Consider the following 21,717-nt stretch of genomic DNA (forward strand, 5'->3'; position numbering starts at 1 on the left):
TGGTAAAATCGAACCCTCAATCGCGGTGTTTTAGCGCATAAGCAACCAGCGAAGCGGTCGAGCCATCCTTGCCGTCAGCGCTAACTTCACCATCCACTATCGGACCCAGCGAGGTCGCCAATTCCTTGCCCAGTTCCACCCCCCATTGGTCGAACGAATTGATCCCCAGCAGAACCCCTTCGACGAAAACACGGTGTTCGTACATGGCGATGATTTGGCCTAGCACATACGGTGTGAGCTTCGGATAAATCAGGGTCGAGGACGGCCGGTTGCCCAGGAACACACGGTGACGGGCCTGACGTTCAAGCTCCTCACTGGCCAACCCTTGTTCGGCCATGCGCTGCCGCGCCTCATCCAACGACCGGCCGCGCATCAGCGCCTCGGATTGGGCCAGACAATTGGCCAGCAAAAGGCGGTGGTGGTGGGTAAGTTCGGGCTCGTGCCCTTCGGCGGCCACCATGAATTCGCAGGGGATCACATCGGTGCCCTGATGGATCAACTGGTAAAAGGCGTGCTGGCCATTGGTGCCCGGTTCACCCCAAACCACAGGCCCCGAAGGCATGGTCAAGGCGCTGCCGTTCATTGCAACGGATTTACCGTTCGACTCCATCTCAAGCTGTTGGAAATAGGCGGGAAGACGCAGCAGCCGTTGATCATAGGGCAGAACCGCGCGGCTGGTATATCCCAGAACCTGGCGGTGCCAGACCCCAACCAGAGCCAGCATTACCGGCATGTTCTCGATCCAGTCAGCAGCGCGGAAATGGACGTCCATCGCCTGTCCCCCGCGCAGAAAGGCATCAAACGCGTTCGAACCGACGGCGATCATCACCGGTAGCCCAACCGGCCCCCAGACCGAATAACGCCCCCCTACCCAATCGGCAAAACCAAATACGTGATCTTGGGCGATACCAAAGGCATCGGTCTTATCTACCGCACACGACACGGCTGCGAACTGTTTTCCACAATCGCCACCGCCATCCGTTAACCAGGCACGGGCGGTCCGGGCGTTGGTCATGGTTTCAATGGTGGTGAATGTCTTGGATGCGACAATCACCAGCGTCCGGGTCGGGTCAAGTGGGCGCAGCGTATCCGCGATATGCGCACCATCGACATTGGACACATAGTGCAGGTTTGGCCCGTCGTGATACGGGGCCAACGCGTGCGTGGCCATCACTGGCCCAAGATCCGAGCCGCCGATGCCGATATTCACGACGTCGGTAAAGCTGCCACCTGTCCCGGAAATCGCGCCGCCGCGCACCTCTTCGGCGAAAACCCGCATCCGGTGCAGCGTTTCCAGCACGTCAGGCATCACATCCAGACCGTCGACCTCAACTGGTCCGCCATCCAGATTACGCAACGCCGTGTGCAATACCGCGCGCCCTTCGGTTTCGTTGATCTTGGCACCCGAGAACATGGCGTCGCGCCGTTCCGCCAGACCCGCCGTATCGCACAGCCCGATCAAAGCGTCACGGATGTCCGCGTCAATACTGGTTTTCGAGTAATCAAAGAGCAGGTCACCGGTTGAGGCCGAATACCCCTGCGCCCGATTTGCATCCTTACTGAACAGACCCAGAATGGGCTGCCCCTTCCGTTCTGCTGCCAGTGCTTTGAGTGTCTCCAGTTGCATAGCGTCTACTCCGCCCAGTGTACGGTCATGCCACTCAGCACTGCTGCGATGGGGGCCTCTTCCGGTGGCAGGGACATGGACCGTTCCAAAGCATCCCGTTTCGCGTTCCCGAAAATAATCAGGTGTTTTGACAAGGCACCGTCCAAAACAGGCGCAGTCAGCGTGATACGGGGTTCCGGCTGAACCTCGGTCCGTGCCACCGCCAGAGGACGCGCGTGACTGTCCAACGCGGCCTCAAGCCCATCCATACCCGGGAACAGGGACGCGGTGTGCATATCCTCGCCCATTCCCAACACCAGCACCGACAAGGGCCGGATCGGAATGATTAGGCTTTCGATTTCCGGCAATACATCCTCGGGCTCCTTTCCCGGCACGTACAGAGGGATATATTGCGCCACCGACGCCCGATTGGTCAGCAACCGCTCGCGGATTAGGCGCTCGTTCGAGCGGTCGTGGTCACCCGGCACACAGCGTTCATCGGTAGGCAGAACCCGCACCCGGTCCCATTCCAAATCCGCCGCGCACAGAACATCAAACATCGGGCCGGGCGTCGTGCCTCCGGGGACTGCCAATGAGGCAAAGTCGTGATGCAGCAAGGCGGATTCCAGTTCACCTGCCAGCACGTTTGCAACGTCGATGGCCAGCATATCCCGGTCGGCGTATTCCTGTAAGTTCATGGGTTTATCCCTTGCCAGCGGCGACCGTCTCGTTTCATCAGCAGCTCGGCGTCGCCCGGGCCAGTGCTGCCGCTTTCATAAGGTTTGGGAACATCTCCGCGCGCCTGCCAGCCCGCGATGATCGGATCGGTCCAGGCCCATGCGGCCTCGACCTCATCTCCGCGCATAAACAGGGTTTGGTTGCCGCGGATCACGTCCATCACCAAACGCTCATAAGCGTCCGGCGGGTTCTGGTTTTCCGGCCCCAATGCCTCGGCAAAACTCATGTCCAGAGGCACGTCGACTAGGCGCATCCCACCCTGCCCCGGCTCCTTGATCGTCACCTTCAGCGTGATGCCTTCGTTCGGCTGCAGGCGGATCGACAAAACGTTGGCATGGCGCCCGGCATCTGCGCCAAAGATCGAATGCGGCGCGTCTTTGAACATCACATTGATCACCGAAGATCGCGCCACAAGCCTTTTGCCTGTGCGCAAATAAAACGGCGTACCCGCCCACCGCCAGTTACTGACGTGAGCCCGCAGCGCCACATAGCTTTCCGTGGTCGAACGTGGATTACCAACAGTATCCCGATAGCTGCGTCCACTCAGCCCACCTTCAAACTGACCTCGCACAATGTGGTGCGGCTCGACCGGGTCCAATGCGCGTATCACCTTGAGCTTTTCGTCCCGTACCGCGTCGGGGTCGAACTTGGCCGGCGGTTCCATCGCGATCAGGCAGAGCAGTTGCATCAGGTGGTTCTGCACCATGTCACGCATGGCGCCTGCGCGCTCATAATACTCTTCGCGCCCGTCAATGCCGACGGATTCGGCCACGGTGATCTGGATGTGGTCGACATACTGACTGTTCCACAATGGTTCGAAAAGCATGTTGCCAAACCGAACGGCCATCAGGTTCTGAACGGTTTCTTTGCCCAGATAATGGTCGATCCGGTAAATCTGCCCTTCGGAGAAATGTGCCGCTAGCGTCGCATTCAACGCCTGCGCGCTGCCCAGATCATGACCAAAGGGTTTTTCGACAACGATCCGTGTCTGGGTCGTGGCCAGATCATTAGCTTTGATCCGTTCGGCCAGCGGTCCGAACAGGCGCGGCCCAACTGAGAAATAGAACGCCCGTACCCGATCAATTGTGAGCTTCGCTGCAAGCTGACCCCACCCCTCATCCGTAAGCGCATCTAACGCGACATAATCAACCCGTTGCAAGAACGCATTCAATGCCTTGGCATCCGCACAATGCGCAGGCGCATGTTCGCGCAACGATTGCGCGACCACATCCCGAAACGCATCGCTGTCCAATTCCGATCTGGCGGCACCAATGATCTGAACATCCTCGGGCCATTGTCCGGCACAATAGCGACGGAACAGCGCCGGCAGGATTTTACGCTGCGCAAGATCGCCGGTACTGCCAAAAATGACCAGATCGAACGGGTCGACGGGGATGACGCGAGAAACCATGCGTTTGCCTTACCTTACCCCTGAGGGCATGTCCAATGTTAGCGCAAACAAAATTACACTTTTTCCCATCATCAAAACTCTGTCAGGTCGGCCGTGGCACCCTTAACTAATTCGGTCTGAAAGGCTAAGTCAGCAGCAGGACTGCAAAGAACCGGATACCGGAATGAAAGACAACGCCTCTCAGATTGCCAATATCGGCAAATTTCAGAACACATTGGTGACGGCTGACGGGCAAACGCGGGCCTCGGTTGCGCTTAGCAACCCTGAAACGCTTTGGTTCAATACCGGTACCTTGTGCAATATCGAATGTGTCAACTGCTATATCGCAAGCAGCCCGACCAACGATGCACTGGTCTATATCACCGCTGATGAGGTGCGGTACTATCTGGATCAAATCGAAGCTCGAAATTGGCCGGTTCGGGAAATCGGGTTCACTGGTGGCGAACCATTCATGAACCCAGAAATGATCGACATGACCCGCGCCGCGCTGGAGCGTGGGTATGAGGTTTTGATTCTCACCAATGCCATGCAACCAATGATGCGCCGAAAGATGCGTGAGGGTCTGCTGGAATTGCAGCGTGACTACGGCAACAAGCTAACCCTGCGAATCTCGGTCGATCACTACTGCTCCGATCTGCATGACGAAGAACGTGGCAAGGGCAGCTTCGCCAAGACCGTGACCGGGATGGAGTGGCTGCGTGACAACGGCTTAAACATGGCCGTGGCCGGGCGCACTGTCTGGGGTGACAGCGACGCGGAAAGCCGCGCTGGCTATGCTGCGTTTTTCAAGCAGCACGGCTTTGACATTGACGCCCAAAACCCGGGCCAGACGGTCCTGTTCCCCGAAATGGACGAAACCATCGAAGTGCCGGAAATCACCACAGCTTGCTGGGGTATTCTGGACAAATCACCCGACGCCGTGATGTGTGCCAGCGCCCGTATGGTGGTAAAGCGCAAGGGTGCGGAACGCCCCGCCGTTCTGGCCTGCACACTTTTACCTTATGCGCCCGAATTCGAAATGGGTCACACCCTGGCCGAGGCCGAGGCGGACGTACACCTCAACCATCCCCATTGCGCCAAATTCTGTGTTCTGGGCGGGGCCAGCTGTTCAGGCTGATCAGTTCAGTTCAGGCGATTCCCAGAATTTCGTGCCGGACGCCCCAGCCGAGACGCGCCAGCCTTTCTTGCCCAGTACGAAGAAGGACCGGCCATCAGTGAACCGCACGGTTTCCCCGCTGCGCTCGTCACCGTACATCGCCCCGGTTTCTGCTGTTGCGTCGTAACCATATTCGATAAATTTCGCCAGATCGGCGGGGGTTTCGAACAGGATCACGAACTTGGTTTCAAACCCACCAATACCCACTGCGGCACCCACTCCGCCAGTACCCATGTTCATATAAGTGTGCTGACCGGTATCCATTGAAACGGCCACCCCGCGCCCATACCCGGCCGAGACCGGAAACACCGTAACTTTGCGCGAGTCGAACACGGCGTAGCCCGCACTTACGTCATACAACACTTTTGCGTCGGGGTTTTCCGCTAATAACTGGGTAAGAACCTCGCTGGCCATCGCGTCCAGCTTGGCGCGCGTCTCTTCCGGGGTGGCCTCGTTCGTCACCAAATCCGTGGTCGAGTTGATGGTCCCCTCAACCGCGCTTGCACCTTTCTGAATGGTGTTGCCCACGGTTTCAGTCCCACGCCCTACAGCGTCGGCTGTGTTCGCAGCACCTTTTTTGATTTTATCAAAGACGCCTTCGGCGACGGCTGGTCCGCCAATTAACAGCGCAGCGGCGAAAAGCAAAGTTCGGGACATAAAGCGATTCCGTATGTGACCAATGGATTGGTCGACACCATAACCCAAGCACCAATAAATTTAACGCGTCTCAATCGTTACTGACAAAAAAACAGGCTGGATATTCAATTGACCCTGAATTCACCCACCATGTTGCGCCATTCACCGGGCGCGATCATCTTGCGATGCGTAAACCGGACCGAATGCAGCGGACCGTCAATCTCGCGCTGCCAGAAGTCGATGAAATCGAACAATTTCGGATGATCCGGCGCCAGATCGTAATCCTGCCAGATGAACGTGTTCAGAACGTGGATGTAATCGGGCATGCGGTAGAAGAATTCTGCCGTTGTCAGCCCGTACCCTTTGAGCATTAGTTCGGTTTCGCTTTGCTCCATGCAGACCTCCAATTTTGTTGCAAGGTCTCTTCAGGGTAACACGAAAACACCCTAACCCTTAGTTAACAATATGTTACTCAGGTGTTACGGGGTTTTTCGTATGCAAAATCGTTGCTTGCTTGCACCTTATGTGCCGGGTCTGATAAGGTGCATCCACAAGATATAGACCCAAAACAAAACACGGGCAGTTTACGTGAGCGATACGCCAGATATTCCTGAAAACATGGACGAAACCCCGCCCGAGCGCCCCGTTTATGACGGCCCGACGGTGTCCATCGAATCCGAGATGCGCACGTCCTACCTGGACTATGCGATGTCGGTCATCGTCAGCCGCGCGATCCCCGATCTGCGCGACGGGCTGAAGCCGGTGCATCGCCGCATTCTGTATGCAATGCACGAAACCGGGAACACACACGACAAGGCCTATCGCAAATCGGCCCGCCCGGTTGGCGACGTTATGGGTAAGTACCACCCGCACGGTGACAGCGCGATCTATGATGCGCTGGTGCGGATGGCGCAGGATTTCTCGATGTCGCTGCCGTTGCTGGATGGTCAGGGCAACTTTGGCTCGATGGACGGCGATAACCCGGCGGCCATGCGCTATACCGAAGTGCGCATGGACAAGCCCGCCGCGTCCCTGCTGGCCGATATCGAAAAAGAGACCGTCGATTTCCAGGACAATTATGACGGCAAGGACCGGGAACCGACCGTCCTGCCCGCCCGTTTCCCGAACATGTTGGTCAATGGAGCCGGTGGTATCGCCGTGGGCATGGCGACCAACATCCCACCGCACAACCTGGGTGAAGTAGTTGACGCCACACTGGCACTGATCGACGACCCGGACCTGACGTCCGAGCAGTTGATTGAATACGTACCCGGCCCCGACTTCCCGACCGGCGGCGTCATGCTGGGCCGCTCGGGTGCTCGCAAAGCCTATCTTGAAGGTCGCGGCAGCGTCATTATCCGTGCCAAGACCCGCGTGGAAGAACTGCGTAAGGATCGTTACGCTATCGTCGTTGATGAAATTCCCTATCAGGTGAACAAGGCCGCGATGATCGAAAAGATCGCCGAGGCGGTGCGTGAGAAGCGCATCGAAGGCGTGGCCCATGTACAGGACGAGTCCGACCGTAACGGTGTTCGAGTGGTAGTCGAACTGAAACGCGATGCGACGCCCGAGGTGGTGCTGAACCAGCTTTACCGCTTCTCGCCGATGCAAACGTCCTTTGGCTGTAACATGCTGGCGCTGAACGGTGGTCGGCCTGAACAACTGACCCTGCGCCGGTTCCTGACCTCGTTCATCGATTTCCGCGAGGATGTCGTTGCCCGCCGCACCGCCTATGACCTTCGCAAGGCGCGGGAGCGCAGCCACATCCTGTGTGGTCTGGCCGTGGCCGTTTCCAACGTGGACGAAGTGGTTGCCACCATCCGGTCATCCGCGGACGCAGCCGAGGCGCGTGAAAAGCTGATGACGCGCCGTTGGCCTGCCGCTGAGATCGAGGGTTATCTGCGACTGATCGATGATCCTCTGTCCAAGATGAACGACGACGGCACCTATAACCTGACCGAGGTTCAGGCCCGCGCCATCCTCGACCTGCGCCTCCAGCGCCTGACCCAACTGGGCGTCAAAGAGGTCACGGACGAGTTGGAAGAACTAGCAGGTAAGATCAAAGAATACCTGGATATTCTGTCCTCGCGCGAACGCATCATGTCGATCATCGGCGATGAGTTGCGCAGCGTGCGCGAACAGTTCGCCGTTCCCCGTCGCACCGAGATCGTCGACTGGTCCGGCGACATGGAAGACGAGGATCTGATCGAACGCGAAGATATGGTCGTAACCGTCACCTCTGGCGGGTACATCAAACGTACCCCGCTGGCCGATTTCCGCGCGCAGAAACGCGGCGGTAAGGGCCTGTCGGGCATGCAGACCAAGGAAGAGGATGTTGTTACCAACCTCTTCGTCGCGAACACGCACACACAGCTGCTGTTCTTCACCACCGACGGCATGGTCTATAAGCTCAAGACCTGGCGCCTGCCACAATCGGGCCGGACCGGTAAGGGCAAAGCCATCGTCAACATCCTGCCAATCCCGACAGGTGTTTCCATCGCGGCTATCATGCCCGTGGATGTCCCGGATGAAGAGTGGGAGAACCTGCAGATCGTCTTTGCCACCAGTGCCGGCGACGTGCGCCGCAATGCGCTGAGCGATTTCACCAACGTAAAACGCAACGGCAAGATCGCAATGGATCTGCCCGAGGGTGTGGAACTGGTAAACGCGCGCATCTGCTCGGAAGATGACGATGTGATGCTGGTCACCAACTCGGGTCGCGCGATCCGCTTCCAGACCACTGATGTTCGTGTCTTTAAGGGCCGCAAGTCGACCGGTGTGCGTGGCATCAGGCTAAGCAATGGCGACCGCGTGGTGTCGATGTCGGTGATCCGCCATTTCAAGGCTACGTCGGACGAACGCGCCGCCTATCTGAAAATGCGCCGCGCCGTGGCCGGCCTGACCGAAGAGGCCGAAACCAATGACGAGGATGGCGATGCGCTGGCGACCATCAGCCAGGAACGCTATGCCCAAATGTCGGCCGCTGAAAATCTGATTCTGACCATCACGGCAGGCGGTTCGGGTAAGCTAAGCTCCAGTCACGATTACCCGGTCCGCGGACGCGGAGGCATGGGGGTTGCGGCCATGGACAAGGCAATGCGCGGCGGAGAGCTGGTGGCCTCGTTCCCGGTTGAGATCGACGATCAGATCATGCTGGCCACCTCCAAAGGCCAATCAATCCGGGTTCCCGTCGAAGGCATCTCGTTCCGGTCGCGCAGCGCGGGCGGTGTGAAGGTGTTCAACACCGGTAAAGGCGAAGTGGTCGTCAGCGTCGCCTGGATCGCCGATCAAGGCGACGAAGAGGCCGAGGGATAAGATTACAACAAAGGCCCCAGAGCGCAGTGTTTTGGGGCCTTGGATTTGTTTTCGCCAATAATCTCTCAAAATGTGGCAATCAACGGTTTGCCCAATAGAACGATCAATTCGGCGCTGGTTTCTGTATTTCCTAAGAATCGCTATTCTATGGCCAAGGATATTTGAAACAGCAGTTTCAAGAGGTCGTTTTAATGCGAATTTTGTTCAAACAAAGTTTAGTTATCTTTTGGTTTCTCTGGTGGACATTCGCGTTTTTGACCGATTTCATCGGCGGGCTAGAGCTGCTGGGGGTGACTTCAACCCCTTGGTTTGACGGTCACAACTTTCCGTTTCTGCAAAAAACGCTGGCGCAGTTTGGTGCCTCTACTGCCGTTGATGTAATTTTATTTGTCGGGATCATACTGTGGCTATTTCTTTCGACGCTGCTATTTGCGTTCGCTTCATTTACCCCGTATTCCCAGACGGATCGCTGGCAGAAGAGGGTCGACGCAGCGTTTATCGTATCGCTAGGATTGTGGCTTGCTTTTTTTCTGGCGGATCAGACGGTCATGAATTTTGACTTGGAAGAAAACCATATGGTTCAGGGGGGCTTTCAACTTTTAAGCTATCTGACCATCTATCTACTGCCTGATTAGCAATGCTCGGTTCCTATGGGCTACTATAGGCAAAGAACTGGCAACGCGGCACACATGTGACAACGAGTTTGGCCGGAAACTGTGCGTTCAAAGATTGTAGAGCGTACCAAATTTCTGTTCCAAATACGCCAACAACGGTTCCGGTCCCGGTTCAATCCCGCTGGCGCGTTGGATAGTCTCGCGCGGGGTGAAGAGTCCGCCAAAACGCTGTAGGTTCTCGCACAGCCAACTGGTTGCGCCTGACGTGTCGCCCCTGGTCAGTTGCGCATCCAAATCAGGAACCGCAGCGCGCAACGCTTGATACAGACATCCGGCATAGACATTGCCCAATGAATAGGTCGGGAAATAACCAAACAATCCGACCGACCAGTGGACGTCCTGTAAACACCCGTTCGAAGGTCTGTCGACCTCATATCCAAAATCGGCCTTGAACCGGTCATTCCACGCTGCCTCCAGATCGCTGACCTGAAGGTCTCCGGCCATTAGGGCGCGTTCAAGGTTAAAGCGCAGCATGATGTGCAGGTTGTATTGCACCTCGTCCGCCTCGGTGCGGATATAGCCTTTGTGTACGCCGTTGACCGTGGCATAGAACGCATCGGCATCCGCGACATCGAAATCACCGAACGCGTCAACCATTTGATTGTAAAGCCACTCCGTGAACGCCCGAGATCGGCCCAGCTGGTTTTCATAAATCCGGCTTTGACTTTCATGCACGCCCATCGACACGCCCTGCCCCAGTGGTGTCAGCGCGTAGGTCGGGTTGATACCCTGTTCATAGGCAGCGTGGCCGACCTCATGAATGGTTGAGTAGAAACAGTTGAACGGGTCGGTCTCGCTGGTGCGAGTGGTGATGCGCACATCCAGGCCACTGCCCGAACTGAACGGATGCACTGCCTTGTCCACCCGCCCAGTATTCAGATCGTACCCGAACGTGGTCGCCAGTTTCTGCGACAATTGCATCTGTATCTGTTCGTCGAATTTTCCGGTCAGAGCGTGCGGCGCTGGTTTATCCAAAACGGCCGCGCGCAGGGCCACAAGACGAGGGCGCATCTGATCGAAAATCTCGGCGATTTGTGACCCGGTGGTATAGGGTTCGTAGTCTTCGACCATGGCGTCATAGACATCACCACCCTGCGCCAGTGCAGCGCCTTCTTCACGCTTGAGGGCAACGACCTCCTCGAGAACAGGCAAAAAGGCAGAAACATCTTCATCCGCACGGGCCTTCGCCCACGTGCCTTGCGCCGCTGAGGTCACGCGCGCAATGGCCTTGGCCAGATCGGCTGGCACTTTTGCCGTCCGCTCGTAAGTTCGACGGATATCGCGCAATTGGGCGCGGGCTACGTCGTCTTGTGGGTCGGCTTGCTCCAACCACTCAGCCACGCGCGGGTCAGAGCGGCGGGCGTGCAGAACCGCTTCGATCGCGGCCATTTCCTCCGCCCGTTGCGGGGCCGCGCCGCGCGGCATCACCGTTTCCTGGTCCCAGCCCAGCCGCCCGGCGATTTGCCCGAGGGCCGACGTTTCGCGTTGGAAGGCCATCAGGTCATCATAGGCAGTCATCAGGGTCATGCTCCGCGGATTGAGGTGGCGATTGGATATGCTGTCAGGAAACGTGCGCGCAGGATCAGGGTCCAAACAACAACGGCCATGAACTGGTGGAAGATGGCGATCTGCCAGGGGGCCGCGTAGATCACCGTCATAATCCCGACCACCACCTGCAGCGAAAGCGCCGCAAAAGCTGCATTGAACGCAAACCGCGTTTGCGGATGCGCGCTGGTGCTGCCGCGTCTCCAGACAATGATGCCGAAGATAAACAGAAGATAGCCAGCACAGCGGTGAATGAACTGCACCAGACCGGGGCTTTCAAAGAAATTGCGCCACATCGGTTCAAGCATCGTCGCGTCAGGCGGCAACAATTGACCACCGATCAGGGGCCAATCGGTATATGATCTTCCAGCGTCTATGCCTGCCACAAGGGCGCCTATGAGTATTTGTAGAAAGGCGAAATGCATCAGCCCGGTCGATAGCGAGAACAGTTTGCCCTCTTTCGCGCGGCGGGCCTGCATCAGGTCACGCTCCTCGCGTCCCAGCTCAAAGATGTACCACGCAAGGAACCCGAGGATAACGAAGGCCAGACCCAGATGGACTGCCAGGCGATAGCTGGCAACGGCCGTCATCCCCTCGCCCTGCGTCACGCCCGAGGCAACCATCCACCAGCCAACCGCGCCCTGAACACCGCCCAAAGCGCCTGGAATCAGCAATTTACCTGTCCACCCGGTCGGAATTTTCCGGGCCAGCAAGAAGCCAAAGAACCCAAGTGCCCAAACTAGACCGATCACCCGGCCCAGTTGACGGTGACCCCACTCCCACCAGTAAATGGATTTAAAGTCATCAAGCTCCATCCATTGGTTCTGAATGCGCCATTGATCGATCTGCTTGTACTTTTCGAACTCGGCCTGCCAATCGGCCTCGGTCATTGGCGGGATGGCCCCAGTGACCGGGCGCCATTCCGTTATCGACAGTCCGCTATCGGTCAGGCGTGTCAGGCCGCCTACGGCGATCATGACAACGACCAGCGCGAACAGGATCATCAGCCAGACGCGAATTGCCCCGCGTGCGCCGCCACGACCACGGTCAATCATGCCCGGTTGAACGGCCTGTTGTTTTTCTGTGTCTGAGACGTCTTCGAAGATGCTGCGCTTACCGCTCATGCTGTCCTCTTGTGCCTTGGATTTCGTCGCAAGCTAGGGTGAAGGGGGGCTAAGGTCCAGCCTCAGCCTTTATCCTTCCAACGGACCATCTGACGCATGATCCCGTGCAGCATCTGCACATCCGCGCGCGTCATCCGCATCCGAGACCACAGATTGCGCAAATTGGTCTTCATGCCTTCGGCCTTTTCGGGTGGATAGAAAAAGCCCGCCTCGTCCAGCCGGTTTTCGTAATGTTCGACCAGTTTTTCGACCTCGATCCCCGTGGCCCAGTCGCCTTTGCCCAGATCGGTGGCTTCGTGCACCACATCGCCTGTCTGGCGCATCCACTCATAGGCGGTCAACAACACGCATTGGCCAAGGTTCAGCGAGGCATATTCCGGGTTTACCGGAACCGAGATAATGGCATTTGCCTTGGCGATATCTTCGTTTTCCAATCCTGCCCGTTCCGGTCCGAACAAAACCGAGACCTTTTCACCAGCCGCCACTTTCTCGGCCGCGATCTGCATCGCGCGTTCGGGGCTGTAGACCGGTTTGGTCAGACCACGCTGGCGTGCGGTGGTTGCAAAGACAAAAGTGCTGTCGGCCAGCGCGCCCGCAAGGTCATCGAACAGCTGCGCTTCGTCCAGCAAGCGCCCCGCCCCGCTGGACATTGCCACCGCCTTGGGGTTTGGCCAGCCATCACGCGGTGCGACGATCCGCATCCGGTCCAGCCCGAAATTCCACATCGCCCGCGCGGCAGCGCCGATGTTTTCACCCATCTGAGGGCGGACGAGCACAAAGGACGGCTGGGATGTATCGCTGGGCATGGTTGTCTCCGGAAAACTTGGCTTGCTGTAATCGGCGCGATGGCGCAGGGCAAGGCATCCGATTGGTCAATTGCGCCTTAAACCGGCATAAAAGTTTGCTTCCCCGGCACAATCCGCTAAACCGCGCCAAAGACTGAAAGCTAAGGACGCGCCAATGGACACCCCCGAGCAGCCGCAGATTTACCTGATCACCCCTCCGACCATCTCATTGAGCACGTTCCCCGACCAGCTTAGCCGCGTTCTGGACGGTGCCGAGATTGCCTGCATCCGACTGGCTTTGGCAGGCAATGACGAAGACGCGATCTCGCGCGCTGCTGATGCTTGTCGCGAGGTGGCCCATACCCGTGACGTGGCGCTGGTCATCTCGAACCATGTTCTGCTGGCGCAACGGTTGGGGTTGGACGGGGTGCATCTGGACGACGCCGCACGTTCAGTGCGCGCCGCGCGCAAGGAGTTGGGCGCGGATGCCATTGTTGGCAGTTTTTGTGGCGCGTCCAGCCATGATGGCATGACCGCCGGCGAAGCTGGCGTAGATTATGTTGCCTTTGGCCCGGTCGGCGCGTCAACGCTGGGGGACGGAACCACGGCTGAAAAAGACCTGTTTCAGTGGTGGTCTGAGATGATCGAGGTTCCGGTTGTGGCCGAAGGTGGCCTGACGCCTGAGCTGATCCGCGACCTGACCCCTTGCACTGATTTCTTCGGTATCGGGGATGAGATCTGGTCGCAAGAAGACCCGCTTGCCGCGCTTACAACTCTTACCGACGCGATGTGAGCGTTAACCCTTGCACCCACCTCGGGGCTGCGGCATGACACGGGCATGACTCAGAACAGCGAAATCCTGTGTATCGGCTCGGTCCTGTGGGACATAATCGGGCGGTCCGCCAGCGCCATGCGTCAGGGCTCGGACGTGCCGGGGCGGATCACCCGCCTGCCTGGCGGAGTGGCCATGAACATCGCCATGACGCTGGTACGCTTCGGTATGACGCCGACCCTTCTGACAGCCATTGGTCGCGACCCCGAAGGCGACGAACTGGTCAACGCCTGTTCGCGGCTGGGCATGGTCACGGACCACATCTATCGTTCGCAGGATTTGCCGACAGACAGGTACATGGCCGTCGAAGGGGCCAACGGCCTGATCGCGGCAATTGCTGACGCGCATTCGCTTGAGGCCGCCGGGGCGAAAATCCTGCGCCCCTTGATGCATGGGCCGCTGGGGTATGAGAACACTCCGTTCCAGGGTCCCATCGCATTGGACGGCAATCTGACGCTGACCCTGTTAGAAGAAATCGCCCAAAGCCCCGCCTTTGCGCGTGCGGACCTGCGCGTGGCCCCGGCCTCGCCCGGCAAGGCCGAGCGTCTGCTGCCGTTCCTGAAACACGCCCGCGCCACGCTTTACGTGAACCTCGAAGAGGCCGGCATCTTGTGCCAGCGCGAATTCACCGATTCTGAAGGCGCCGCCAAGGGCCTGCTGGACCGTGGCGCGCTGCGGGTGCTGGTCACGGACGGCGGCAACTCGGCCACCATTGGCAGCGCTGACGAAATACTGACCCAAACACCGCCCTCCGTTCTGGTCACCCGTGTGACCGGTGCGGGCGATACTTTCATGGCGGCGCATATCGCGTCCGAGGCCAACGGTGCGTCCAATGACGAAGCCTTACGCCGCGCCCTGCATGCCGCCGCAACCTATGTTTCCGGAGAAACACCACTGTGATCGACATCCAATATTCCGCCGAGGTCCGCGCCGCCAAAGATGCAGGTCAGCCCATCGTTGCACTGGAAAGCACCATCATCACCCATGGTATGCCCTACCCTCAGAATATCGAGGTGGCGGCGCAGGTTCAGCAGGACGTCCGTGACGCTGGCGCGGTTCCTGCAACCATGGCCGTGATCAAAGGCAAACTGCATGTGGGCCTGGAAGACGACCAGTTGAAAGCCTTGGGGCAGGCCCAGGGCGTCGCCAAGATCTCACGCGCGGACATGGCGGCCTGTATGTCGACCAGCGGCACCGGGGCCACAACAGTGGCCGCCACGATGATCGCCGCGCGCTATGCCGGGATCGAGGTTTTTGCGACCGGTGGCATCGGTGGTGTGCATCAGGGGGCCGAGACCTCGTTTGACATCTCAGCCGATCTGCACGAATTGGCGCAGACACCCGTTACTGTTGTTGCAGCCGGTGCGAAAGCCATCCTGGATCTTGCTAAAACACTTGAAGTGCTCGAGACATTGGGCGTTCCGGTTATCGCGCATGGGCAGGATGAATTCCCGGCCTTTTGGTCCGCCAAGTCCCCCTATCCCGCGCCCTTGCGCATGGATAGTGCAGAAGACATCGCCAAGGCCCACGCCACCCGTCGCGCGCTTGGCCTGCCCGGGGGTCAGCTGGTTGCCAACCCGATCCCGGACGCCGATCAAATCCCGGCCGAGGAACTGGCCCCCATCATCGCTGCCGCCCAATCCGACGCGGATACGCACCGGATCACCGGCAAAGGCGTCACGCCATACCTGCTACAACGGATCTATGAACAGACCGGGGGCCGCTCGCTGACCGCAAACATTGCGCTGGTGCGCAACAATGCCCGTCTAGCCGCCGGTATCGCGATTGCTTTGACCAAATCCGCCTAGAGCTACCCTATTGTACCAAGACGCCGGACTGCTTAACTAAATCGGCAAACCAATCAGGATCGCAATGAACACACCGTTTGACGAAGAACCCCACCGCGGACCGGGCCTGTTTTCCCGGCTGCGCGCGTCTTTTCTGACGGGCATCGTTGTCATTGCGCCTGTCTGGCTGACAATCTGGTTGATTTGGTCCGTCGTGGGCTGGATCGACAGTGCTGTCCTGCCGCTGATCCCACAACAGTTCCAGCCCCAACAATATGTAGGCATCAACCTGCGCGGCGTCGGCGTCATCATCTTTCTGGTGTTCACTGTTCTGGTGGGCTGGGTCGCCAAGGGGATTCTGGGACGATCCTTTATTTCCTTCACCGAAAGCCTGGTAGAACGGATGCCGGTTGTCCGCTCGATCTATTCCGGGATCAAGCAAATATCCGAGACGGTCTTTGCCCAGACAGAAAGATCTTTTGAAAAAGCCTGCTTGGTGCAATATCCACGCCGCGGTATCTGGGCTATCGGCTTTGTATCGACCACTGCCAAAGGCGAGGTCACCCAGCGCGCCGAAACCGCGGGCGAATTGCTGAGCGTTTTCATCCCGACCACGCCAAACCCGACCTCGGGGTTTTTGCTGTTCTTTCCTGCCGAAGACGTCATTCTGCTGGACATGACTATCGAGGACGCGGCCAAGCTGGTGATTTCTGCCGGTCTGGTTTACCCCAACGGCAAAGATCCGACGCTACCGCCTGAGTGATCAGCCAAACATCTCGGGCAGGTTGACAGTACTTTTCCGCCCCAAATCGCCCTTGTTGTCCGAAAGGAACCGATGCGCAGCCGTGCGCCCGGCCTCTTTCAACTTGTGCAGAACAACCGGGTTCGGCACCGTCTTAGTTGCCACCGACAGATCGTTCATCAGCGCGTCATCGGCGATCATGTGAACCAGAACCCGGTTCATCTCACCCGCTTTCAATTTGCCTTCGGCCAACAAACGCTGCACGAAGCTGATCGCGCGCAATTCGCGGAACAGGGATGAGTTAAAGCTGATCTCGTTGATCCGGTTCTGGATTTGTTGCGGCGTTTTCGGCACCTCTTCCCGTTCCAGCGGGTTGATGTTCACGATCACCACATCATCTGGCAGATCGGTGTTGAACAAGGGGTACAGCGCCGGGTTCCCGGTATAGCCGCCATCCCAATACGCCTCGGTCCGGCCCGAATTGGGATCAAAAATCTCAACTGCCTGAAACAGGTTTGGCAGGCAGGCCGATGCTAAAATCGCATCGGTCGAGACCTCATCCCCGGTAAAAACACGGATCTTGCCACTGCGCACGCAGGTGGCGCAGACGAACAGGCGCGGTCCTTCATCGGCGCAAATTTCCTTGAAATTGAACCGGTCCACCACCGGTTCCAGCGGGTTGCGATAAAACGGACCATAAGCATAGGGCGACACCAGCCGCGACCATGCATCACCCACGGAAAACGGCAGGGAATACTCCATGGCATGCGCAATCTGAGCGGGCTCAAGTGCCTGCATCCAATTGGCAAGGCGCATATCGCCGACGGCCCCCATGCGCGCCCACAGCCCATCAAGGCTGGCCCGCGCGCCGTCACGTCCATCGCGTACCATGCCGGATTTGAACGCAGCCCCGTTCAGCGCCCCGGCCGAGGTGCCGGTGATTGCCGCGACCTCGATATCATCCTCGTCCAGCAACCGGTCCAAGACACCCCAGGTAAAGGCGCCATGCGCGCCGCCGCCCTGCAGTGCCAGATTGATGCGTTTCATTACCTGCCCCCTGACTTACAGAGCCGTCCAGCCCCCATCCACCGAGATTGCCGTTCCGGTGATCTGCGCGGCGGCATCCGAACACAAAAAGACCGTTGTACCGCCCAGTTGCTCGACCGTTGCAAAAGCTTTCGAAGGCTGTCGTTCCAGCATGACGTTCTTGATCACGTCCTCGCGGCTCATGCCGTATTCTTTCATAGTGTCGGGAATCTGCGCCTCGACCAGCGGCGTCAGCACGTAGCCCGGGCAAATCGCGTTACAGGTTATCGGTTCCTGCGCGGTCTCCAGCGCTACGGTTTTGGTCATCCCAACCACACCATGTTTGGCCGCGACATAGGCTGCTTTGAAAGGCGACGCCGTCAGCCCGTGGGCCGAGGCGATGTTCACAATGCGCCCCCACCCGGCCTGGCGCATCATCGGCAGAGCCGCTGCCATAGTGTGATAGGCCGAGTTCATGTTGATCGCGATGATTGCATCCCATTTGTCGACCGGGAACTGATCAATCGGTGAGACGTGTTGAATGCCTGCATTGTTCACGAGAATGTCGCAGGCACCCGCTTTTTCGATCAGGGCGCGGCATTCATCCCCCTTGGACATGTCCGCCTTGATGTAACGCGCGTTGGTTCCGGTTTCCTGCGCAATCTCGGCGGCCAGCGCGTGATCCTCATCCCGATCGGTGAACGAGTTCAATATTACGTTGGCCCCAGCCTTGGCCAATTCGCGGGCAACACCCAAACCGATCCCTGAATTCGACCCTGTGATGATCGCCGTTTTTCCCGCCACGCTCATGAGCTTTCTCCGTCAACATCTGCTTTGATCGCACAGTGCCATGCTGCAACTGCAAAGGAAACGGGGAAACATCTGGGTTCTGCATCCGGGGGCAAAACGCCTCAAAAAAAACGCCCGCACGAAGCGGGCGTTAAGTTATTGAGGCAGGTTTCATACAGGCAAGAAACCTATCGAGCAGTGCATCCTTTATAAGCAATTCCTTGCATCCGTCCAAGCTAAAAGTTTGAAAATAAGAAAAATCATCGATACGGTGAATCCCAACAAAATAAGGCCAGAGCAGGATTGTTTCCAAAATGCGCCCCAATTTTCTACGCCCCGTTCGCCCTGTGATCGCGGGAATCACCTTTATTTTTGCTGTCACAATCGCTCATGCAGAATCGGCCCATGGCATAGCTATGTACGGCGACCCTGCCCTACCACCGGATTTTGTGTCCCTGCCCTATGCCAATCCCGACGCGCCCAAAGGCGGCAAGGTTGTATTCGGAAACACCGGCGGCTTTAACAGTTTGAACCCGTTTGTGCAAAAAGGCAGCTCGCCATGGCAATTGCGATTTTGGACCCATGAAAGCCTGATGGGCCGGTCCTGGGACGAACCTTTCACTCTTTACGGGTTGTTAGCCGAATCAGTTGAGACTGCACCGGACCGCTCTTGGGTAGAATTTACCCTGCGTGAGAACGCCCGGTTTTCTGACGGAAACCCGGTGACCGTGGATGACGTGATTTGGTCATATGAAACTTTGGGCACCGAAGGTCATCTGCGTTACCGCGGTTTGTGGGGCAAGATCGACAGCATCGAACAAACCGGCCCCCGCACGGTGCGGATCACCTTTAACGAACCTGACCGGGAATTGGCACTGATCGCCGGGCTGCGTCCGATCCTGCAAAAAGCACAGTGGGAGGGGAAAGATTTCGCCAACGCCGCGCTGCAGGACCTTCCCATCGGGTCGGGGCCGTACGTGATCGATAGCTATGAGGCGGGCCGCTATGTGAATTTGCGGCGCAATCCAGACTATTGGGGGGCTGACATTCCGTTCCGGCGCGGGACCATGAACCTGGATGACATAAGGATCGAGTTTTTTGGCGACGGCACCGTCCTGTTCGAGGCGTTCAAGGCCGGTGAACTGACCGCGGTGCGCGAATTCAACGCCGACAAATGGAACACTCAGTACGATTTTCCTGCCGTTCAGCGCGGTGATGTGGTCAAGACCGAAATTCCGCACGGCAAACCCTCGGGCATGACCGGGTTTGTCATGAACACCCGCAAGGCCCCTTTCGATGATTGGCGAGTCCGCGAGGCGATGCTGCTGGCGTTCAATTTCGAATTTATCAACGATACGATCACCGGCAGCGCCCAACCACGGATCACTTCGTATTTCTCGGGCTCTGACCTGGGCATGCAACCCGGCCCGGCCACTGGGCGTGTCGCCGAGCTGCTGCAACTTTATGCCGACGACCTACCGCCCGGCGCGCTTGAAGGTTATGCCCTGCCCGTCGGCGACGGTTCGGCCCGGAATCGCGCCAATATTCGCAAGGCCAACAAGCTGCTGGCCGAAGCAGGCTGGACCATTCAGGACGGTGTGCTGCGCAACCAGAATGGTCAGGACTTTGCCATCACCGTTCTGCTGCAACAGGGCGATAGCGAAGGACAAACAGCCATCGAAATCTATACCCGCGCGCTTGAGCGTCTGGGCATCAAGGTCAATGTCGAACAGGTAGACAGCGCGCAATTTGTCGGCCGCAATGCCGAGTTTGATTTTGACATCACGTTCCTTCGCCGTGCGCTGTCTCTGTCTCCGGGCAATGAACAGCGTCTGTATTGGGGCAGCGAAAACGCGGATGTACAGGGCACGCGCAACCTGATGGGAGTCGCCTCACCCGCTGTGGATGGGCTGATTGACGCTATGCTGGCCTCGGAAAGTCACGAGGATTTCGTGGCCGCCACCCGCGCGCTTGATCGGGTTCTGACTGCTGGTCGCTATGTCATTCCGATCTGGAACTTCGACGTCGGGCGCATCGCCCATGCCAAAGAACTGAAGCAGCCTCAAACCCTGCCGATCTATGGCGACGGGCCCGAGTATATGCCGCAGGTTTGGTGGTACGAAGAGTGACCAAATAAGCCCCGCTGCCGCATTAATCCGCTGTAGGTTGTTTGGTGCTTTGGTGCTTTGGATCTGAAGATTTGGCCCCAAAGGACGGCTCTGCCATAACGCCGCAGCCTTCGGCGGATTTCGGCACATGGCGCAAACCACACAACATCTAGGGGTATTCGAACTAAGTTTCGCCACAATTTGCTGATCACCCAAATTCCAGCTTAAATAAAAAAAACACCCACAAGGGGCTTTACTGAACATATCTGTACGATATAGCCTATTGTCATTTAAACGTGCTGTTTGGCCGGATTAATTCTGATTATTTCGCTAGATAGCTTGTCATGCAGCGCGTCACTCTTGGATTTTGCGGACCGGCCTCCACTCACTCCAACCTTAGGTCCGTAGGCCCGTTGCGTATCGTGCGTAACGGGCCTTTTTGACGTTACGTCAGCGCCGCTCAGGTGCGACATTTTGTCATGCGCATCGACTCCCGCCATCTCCGTACCCTGATGAAAGGGCCGAGCAGCCGTGAAACCCGAATTACGGAAAGCTGACTGATGTTGAACTGGACTGACCTGCTGCAAGACTGGGATGCTATGTATTCCCGCGCTAAACGGCGTTTTCCGAATCTGCGCGATCAGGACAAGGTGCGGCTGAGCAAAGATCGAAAAGGGTTCGAAGCCTACCTGGCCGAACGCCACCACCTGACCGTAAATGAAGCCCACGAAGAACTTGAGGATTTTCTATTCACCGAAGGTCTGAACCGCGAGTTCAGCCGTTCCTTAAGCAAGTGACGTTACCCACAGGATCGTCGCATCTTCGTCACTAACGGAAATTACGTTGTGACCCATACTGGCGTCGTAGTAAGCGCTGTCGCCACGGCGCATTTCGACGGGTTCATAGAATTCGGTGTACAGCTTCACAACCCCGGTCAGCACATACAGGAATTCTTCGCCGTCATGGCGCACCCAGCCGTCAAATTCGTCCATTGAGCGCGCGCGCACGCGAGCCCGATAGGGCAGCATCTGCTTTTTCGTCAGGTTTTCGGCCAGCAACTCGTGCTCGTATGTTCCCGTCGGATGTTCAGCGCCTTCGCCCATGCGGGTGATTGCCATCCGACCGATCACCTGATCACGCTGTGGCGGGGTGAACAGCTGTGGCACCGAAATTTCCAACCCGGTCGCCAGCTTTTTCAGCGCGTCATAAGTGGGCGACATCTGCCCATTCTCGATCTTGCTGAGGGTCGAGCGCGCAAGCCCCGCCTGAGACGCCGCTTGTTCCAGCGTCCAGTTCCGCGCCTTGCGCAGTTGACGCACGCGCGCGCCCAGATCAAGTGGTTCGGGATCGGTGTGCTCACCCGAGTCACGTGCAATGCGGATCAGAGATGGCTGTTCATTAGTACTCATGCGTCAATCTATAGGACCAGCCTGCCCGGCTTGC

The 21,717-nt window shown here is 57.9% G+C and carries 20 protein-coding genes; 9 read left to right on the forward strand and 11 right to left on the reverse strand.

The genetic code is table 11. From position 1 onward, the window contains the following. Nucleotides 1-16: 16 nt before the first annotated feature. From pgi to zwf, 3 genes are read right to left on the reverse strand one after another with little or no spacing between them, the layout of a single operon-like run. On the reverse strand, nucleotides 17-1,627 hold the full coding sequence (gene pgi, locus ACR0JB_RS06010) for a glucose-6-phosphate isomerase (protein ID WP_170395931.1): 1,611 nt from the start codon (nucleotides 1,625-1,627) through the stop codon (nucleotides 17-19). A 5-nt stretch (nucleotides 1,628-1,632) separates the two neighbouring features. Continuing rightward, nucleotides 1,633-2,304, reverse strand: a complete 672-nt coding sequence (gene pgl, locus ACR0JB_RS06015) for a 6-phosphogluconolactonase (protein WP_170395933.1) — start codon at nucleotides 2,302-2,304, stop codon at nucleotides 1,633-1,635. After that, a complete protein-coding gene (gene zwf / locus ACR0JB_RS06020; RefSeq protein ID WP_170358685.1) occupies nucleotides 2,301-3,755 on the reverse strand; it encodes a glucose-6-phosphate dehydrogenase in 1,455 nt (484 codons plus the stop codon). Before zwf ends, pgl begins: the two co-directional genes overlap by 4 nt. Before the next feature lie 163 nt (nucleotides 3,756-3,918). Between zwf and ACR0JB_RS06025 the strand changes: the two genes are divergently transcribed. Next, nucleotides 3,919-4,872, forward strand: a complete 954-nt coding sequence (locus tag ACR0JB_RS06025) for a radical SAM protein (protein WP_170395934.1) — start codon at nucleotides 3,919-3,921, stop codon at nucleotides 4,870-4,872. On the opposite strand, the gene ACR0JB_RS06030 is transcribed toward ACR0JB_RS06025, so the two are convergent. Together ACR0JB_RS06030 and ACR0JB_RS06035 are read right to left on the reverse strand one after the other, a co-directional pair. After that, on the reverse strand, nucleotides 4,873-5,568 hold the full coding sequence (locus ACR0JB_RS06030) for a lipid-binding SYLF domain-containing protein (RefSeq protein WP_170505700.1): 696 nt from the start codon (nucleotides 5,566-5,568) through the stop codon (nucleotides 4,873-4,875). It lies immediately after the preceding gene. Between the two features lie 104 nt (nucleotides 5,569-5,672). Beyond that, the gene (locus ACR0JB_RS06035) at nucleotides 5,673-5,942 is read right to left on the reverse strand and encodes an usg protein (protein WP_058280415.1); all 270 of its coding nucleotides are present in this window, start codon (nucleotides 5,940-5,942) and stop codon (nucleotides 5,673-5,675) included. Between the two features lie 193 nt (nucleotides 5,943-6,135). Between ACR0JB_RS06035 and gyrA the strand changes: the two genes are divergently transcribed. Together gyrA and ACR0JB_RS06045 are read left to right on the forward strand one after the other, a co-directional pair. Next, nucleotides 6,136-8,862 (forward strand): DNA gyrase subunit A, encoded by a 2,727-nt coding sequence (gene gyrA / locus ACR0JB_RS06040; protein WP_170505697.1) that lies wholly within the window; start codon nucleotides 6,136-6,138, stop codon nucleotides 8,860-8,862. Between the two features lie 161 nt (nucleotides 8,863-9,023). Beyond that, entirely contained in the window at nucleotides 9,024-9,497 is a 474-nt protein-coding gene (locus tag ACR0JB_RS06045) for a hypothetical protein (protein ID WP_170577692.1), read from the forward strand. Nucleotides 9,498-9,584: 87 nt separating this feature from the next. Here the strand turns inward: ACR0JB_RS06045 and ACR0JB_RS06050 are convergent, their stop codons facing one another. The 3 genes from ACR0JB_RS06050 to ACR0JB_RS06060 form a co-directional block, all read right to left on the reverse strand. After that, nucleotides 9,585-11,054 (reverse strand): carboxypeptidase M32, encoded by a 1,470-nt coding sequence (locus ACR0JB_RS06050; protein ID WP_170395942.1) that lies wholly within the window; start codon nucleotides 11,052-11,054, stop codon nucleotides 9,585-9,587. A 5-nt stretch (nucleotides 11,055-11,059) separates the two neighbouring features. Further along, nucleotides 11,060-12,205: a heme A synthase gene (gene ctaA / locus ACR0JB_RS06055; RefSeq protein ID WP_170395944.1), complete on the reverse strand. Its 1,146-nt coding sequence runs from the start codon at nucleotides 12,203-12,205 to the stop codon at nucleotides 11,060-11,062. Between the two features lie 62 nt (nucleotides 12,206-12,267). Beyond that, nucleotides 12,268-13,011: an RNA methyltransferase gene (locus ACR0JB_RS06060; RefSeq protein WP_170395946.1), complete on the reverse strand. Its 744-nt coding sequence runs from the start codon at nucleotides 13,009-13,011 to the stop codon at nucleotides 12,268-12,270. 154 nt (nucleotides 13,012-13,165) lie between these two features. Between ACR0JB_RS06060 and ACR0JB_RS06065 the strand changes: the two genes are divergently transcribed. The 4 genes from ACR0JB_RS06065 to ACR0JB_RS06080 all read left to right on the forward strand — a co-directional run bounded on the left by ACR0JB_RS06065 (nucleotide 13,166) and on the right by ACR0JB_RS06080 (nucleotide 16,372). Beyond that, entirely contained in the window at nucleotides 13,166-13,783 is a 618-nt protein-coding gene (locus tag ACR0JB_RS06065) for a thiamine phosphate synthase (protein ID WP_170395948.1), read from the forward strand. A gap of 45 nt (nucleotides 13,784-13,828) precedes the next feature. Then, complete coding sequence (locus ACR0JB_RS06070) at nucleotides 13,829-14,722, forward strand: PfkB family carbohydrate kinase (protein ID WP_170395950.1); 894 nt, start codon at nucleotides 13,829-13,831, stop codon at nucleotides 14,720-14,722. Continuing rightward, complete coding sequence (locus tag ACR0JB_RS06075; RefSeq protein WP_170348864.1) at nucleotides 14,719-15,630, forward strand: pseudouridine-5'-phosphate glycosidase; 912 nt, start codon at nucleotides 14,719-14,721, stop codon at nucleotides 15,628-15,630. The genes ACR0JB_RS06070 and ACR0JB_RS06075 overlap by 4 nt, the downstream gene beginning before the upstream one ends. A 64-nt stretch (nucleotides 15,631-15,694) precedes the next feature. Further along, nucleotides 15,695-16,372, forward strand: coding sequence for a DUF502 domain-containing protein (locus ACR0JB_RS06080; RefSeq protein WP_170348865.1), 678 nt, complete (start codon nucleotides 15,695-15,697; stop codon nucleotides 16,370-16,372). Here the strand turns inward: ACR0JB_RS06080 and ACR0JB_RS06085 are convergent, their stop codons facing one another. Next, nucleotides 16,373-17,398 (reverse strand): patatin-like phospholipase family protein, encoded by a 1,026-nt coding sequence (locus ACR0JB_RS06085; protein WP_170505691.1) that lies wholly within the window; start codon nucleotides 17,396-17,398, stop codon nucleotides 16,373-16,375. It abuts the gene before it with no gap. A gap of 15 nt (nucleotides 17,399-17,413) precedes the next feature. Beyond that, nucleotides 17,414-18,187: a 3-hydroxybutyrate dehydrogenase gene (locus ACR0JB_RS06090; protein ID WP_170505688.1), complete on the reverse strand. Its 774-nt coding sequence runs from the start codon at nucleotides 18,185-18,187 to the stop codon at nucleotides 17,414-17,416. A gap of 293 nt (nucleotides 18,188-18,480) precedes the next feature. On the opposite strand from ACR0JB_RS06090, the gene ACR0JB_RS06095 reads away from it, so the two are divergent. Both ACR0JB_RS06095 and ACR0JB_RS06100 read left to right on the forward strand, forming a co-directional pair. Next, complete coding sequence (locus ACR0JB_RS06095) at nucleotides 18,481-20,295, forward strand: extracellular solute-binding protein (RefSeq protein WP_170577690.1); 1,815 nt, start codon at nucleotides 18,481-18,483, stop codon at nucleotides 20,293-20,295. 539 nt (nucleotides 20,296-20,834) lie between these two features. Continuing rightward, nucleotides 20,835-21,071, forward strand: a complete 237-nt coding sequence (locus ACR0JB_RS06100; protein WP_170348869.1) for a hypothetical protein — start codon at nucleotides 20,835-20,837, stop codon at nucleotides 21,069-21,071. Here the strand turns inward: ACR0JB_RS06100 and ACR0JB_RS06105 are convergent. Then, nucleotides 21,060-21,683, reverse strand: coding sequence for a helix-turn-helix domain-containing protein (locus tag ACR0JB_RS06105; RefSeq protein WP_170348870.1), 624 nt, complete (start codon nucleotides 21,681-21,683; stop codon nucleotides 21,060-21,062). The genes ACR0JB_RS06100 and ACR0JB_RS06105 overlap by 12 nt on opposite strands. Nucleotides 21,684-21,717 lie beyond the last annotated feature (34 nt).

The organism is Ruegeria sp. BI7 (assembly GCF_056537925.1).

Excerpts from the sequence above, each read along its gene's own strand:
- ACR0JB_RS06105 (WP_170348870.1), bottom strand. The coding sequence starts at position 21,683 with ATGAGTACTAATGAACAGCCATCTCTGATCCGCATTGCACGTGACTCG.
- ACR0JB_RS06060 (WP_170395946.1), bottom strand. The coding sequence starts at position 13,011 with ATGCCCAGCGATACATCCCAGCCGTCCTTTGTGCTCGTCCGCCCTCAG.
- ACR0JB_RS06030 (WP_170505700.1), bottom strand. The coding sequence starts at position 5,568 with ATGTCCCGAACTTTGCTTTTCGCCGCTGCGCTGTTAATTGGCGGACCA.
- ACR0JB_RS06080 (WP_170348865.1), top strand. The coding sequence starts at position 15,695 with ATGAACACACCGTTTGACGAAGAACCCCACCGCGGACCGGGCCTGTTT.
- zwf (WP_170358685.1), bottom strand. The coding sequence starts at position 3,755 with ATGGTTTCTCGCGTCATCCCCGTCGACCCGTTCGATCTGGTCATTTTT.
- ACR0JB_RS06025 (WP_170395934.1), top strand. The coding sequence starts at position 3,919 with ATGAAAGACAACGCCTCTCAGATTGCCAATATCGGCAAATTTCAGAAC.
- ctaA (WP_170395944.1), bottom strand. The coding sequence starts at position 12,205 with ATGAGCGGTAAGCGCAGCATCTTCGAAGACGTCTCAGACACAGAAAAA.
- ACR0JB_RS06100 (WP_170348869.1), top strand. The coding sequence starts at position 20,835 with ATGTTGAACTGGACTGACCTGCTGCAAGACTGGGATGCTATGTATTCC.
- ACR0JB_RS06070 (WP_170395950.1), top strand. The coding sequence starts at position 13,829 with ATGACTCAGAACAGCGAAATCCTGTGTATCGGCTCGGTCCTGTGGGAC.
- ACR0JB_RS06050 (WP_170395942.1), bottom strand. The coding sequence starts at position 11,054 with ATGACTGCCTATGATGACCTGATGGCCTTCCAACGCGAAACGTCGGCC.
- ACR0JB_RS06035 (WP_058280415.1), bottom strand. The coding sequence starts at position 5,942 with ATGGAGCAAAGCGAAACCGAACTAATGCTCAAAGGGTACGGGCTGACA.
- ACR0JB_RS06090 (WP_170505688.1), bottom strand. The coding sequence starts at position 18,187 with ATGAGCGTGGCGGGAAAAACGGCGATCATCACAGGGTCGAATTCAGGG.
- ACR0JB_RS06095 (WP_170577690.1), top strand. The coding sequence starts at position 18,481 with ATGCGCCCCAATTTTCTACGCCCCGTTCGCCCTGTGATCGCGGGAATC.
- ACR0JB_RS06065 (WP_170395948.1), top strand. The coding sequence starts at position 13,166 with ATGGACACCCCCGAGCAGCCGCAGATTTACCTGATCACCCCTCCGACC.
- pgi (WP_170395931.1), bottom strand. The coding sequence starts at position 1,627 with ATGCAACTGGAGACACTCAAAGCACTGGCAGCAGAACGGAAGGGGCAG.
- ACR0JB_RS06085 (WP_170505691.1), bottom strand. The coding sequence starts at position 17,398 with ATGAAACGCATCAATCTGGCACTGCAGGGCGGCGGCGCGCATGGCGCC.
- pgl (WP_170395933.1), bottom strand. The coding sequence starts at position 2,304 with ATGAACTTACAGGAATACGCCGACCGGGATATGCTGGCCATCGACGTT.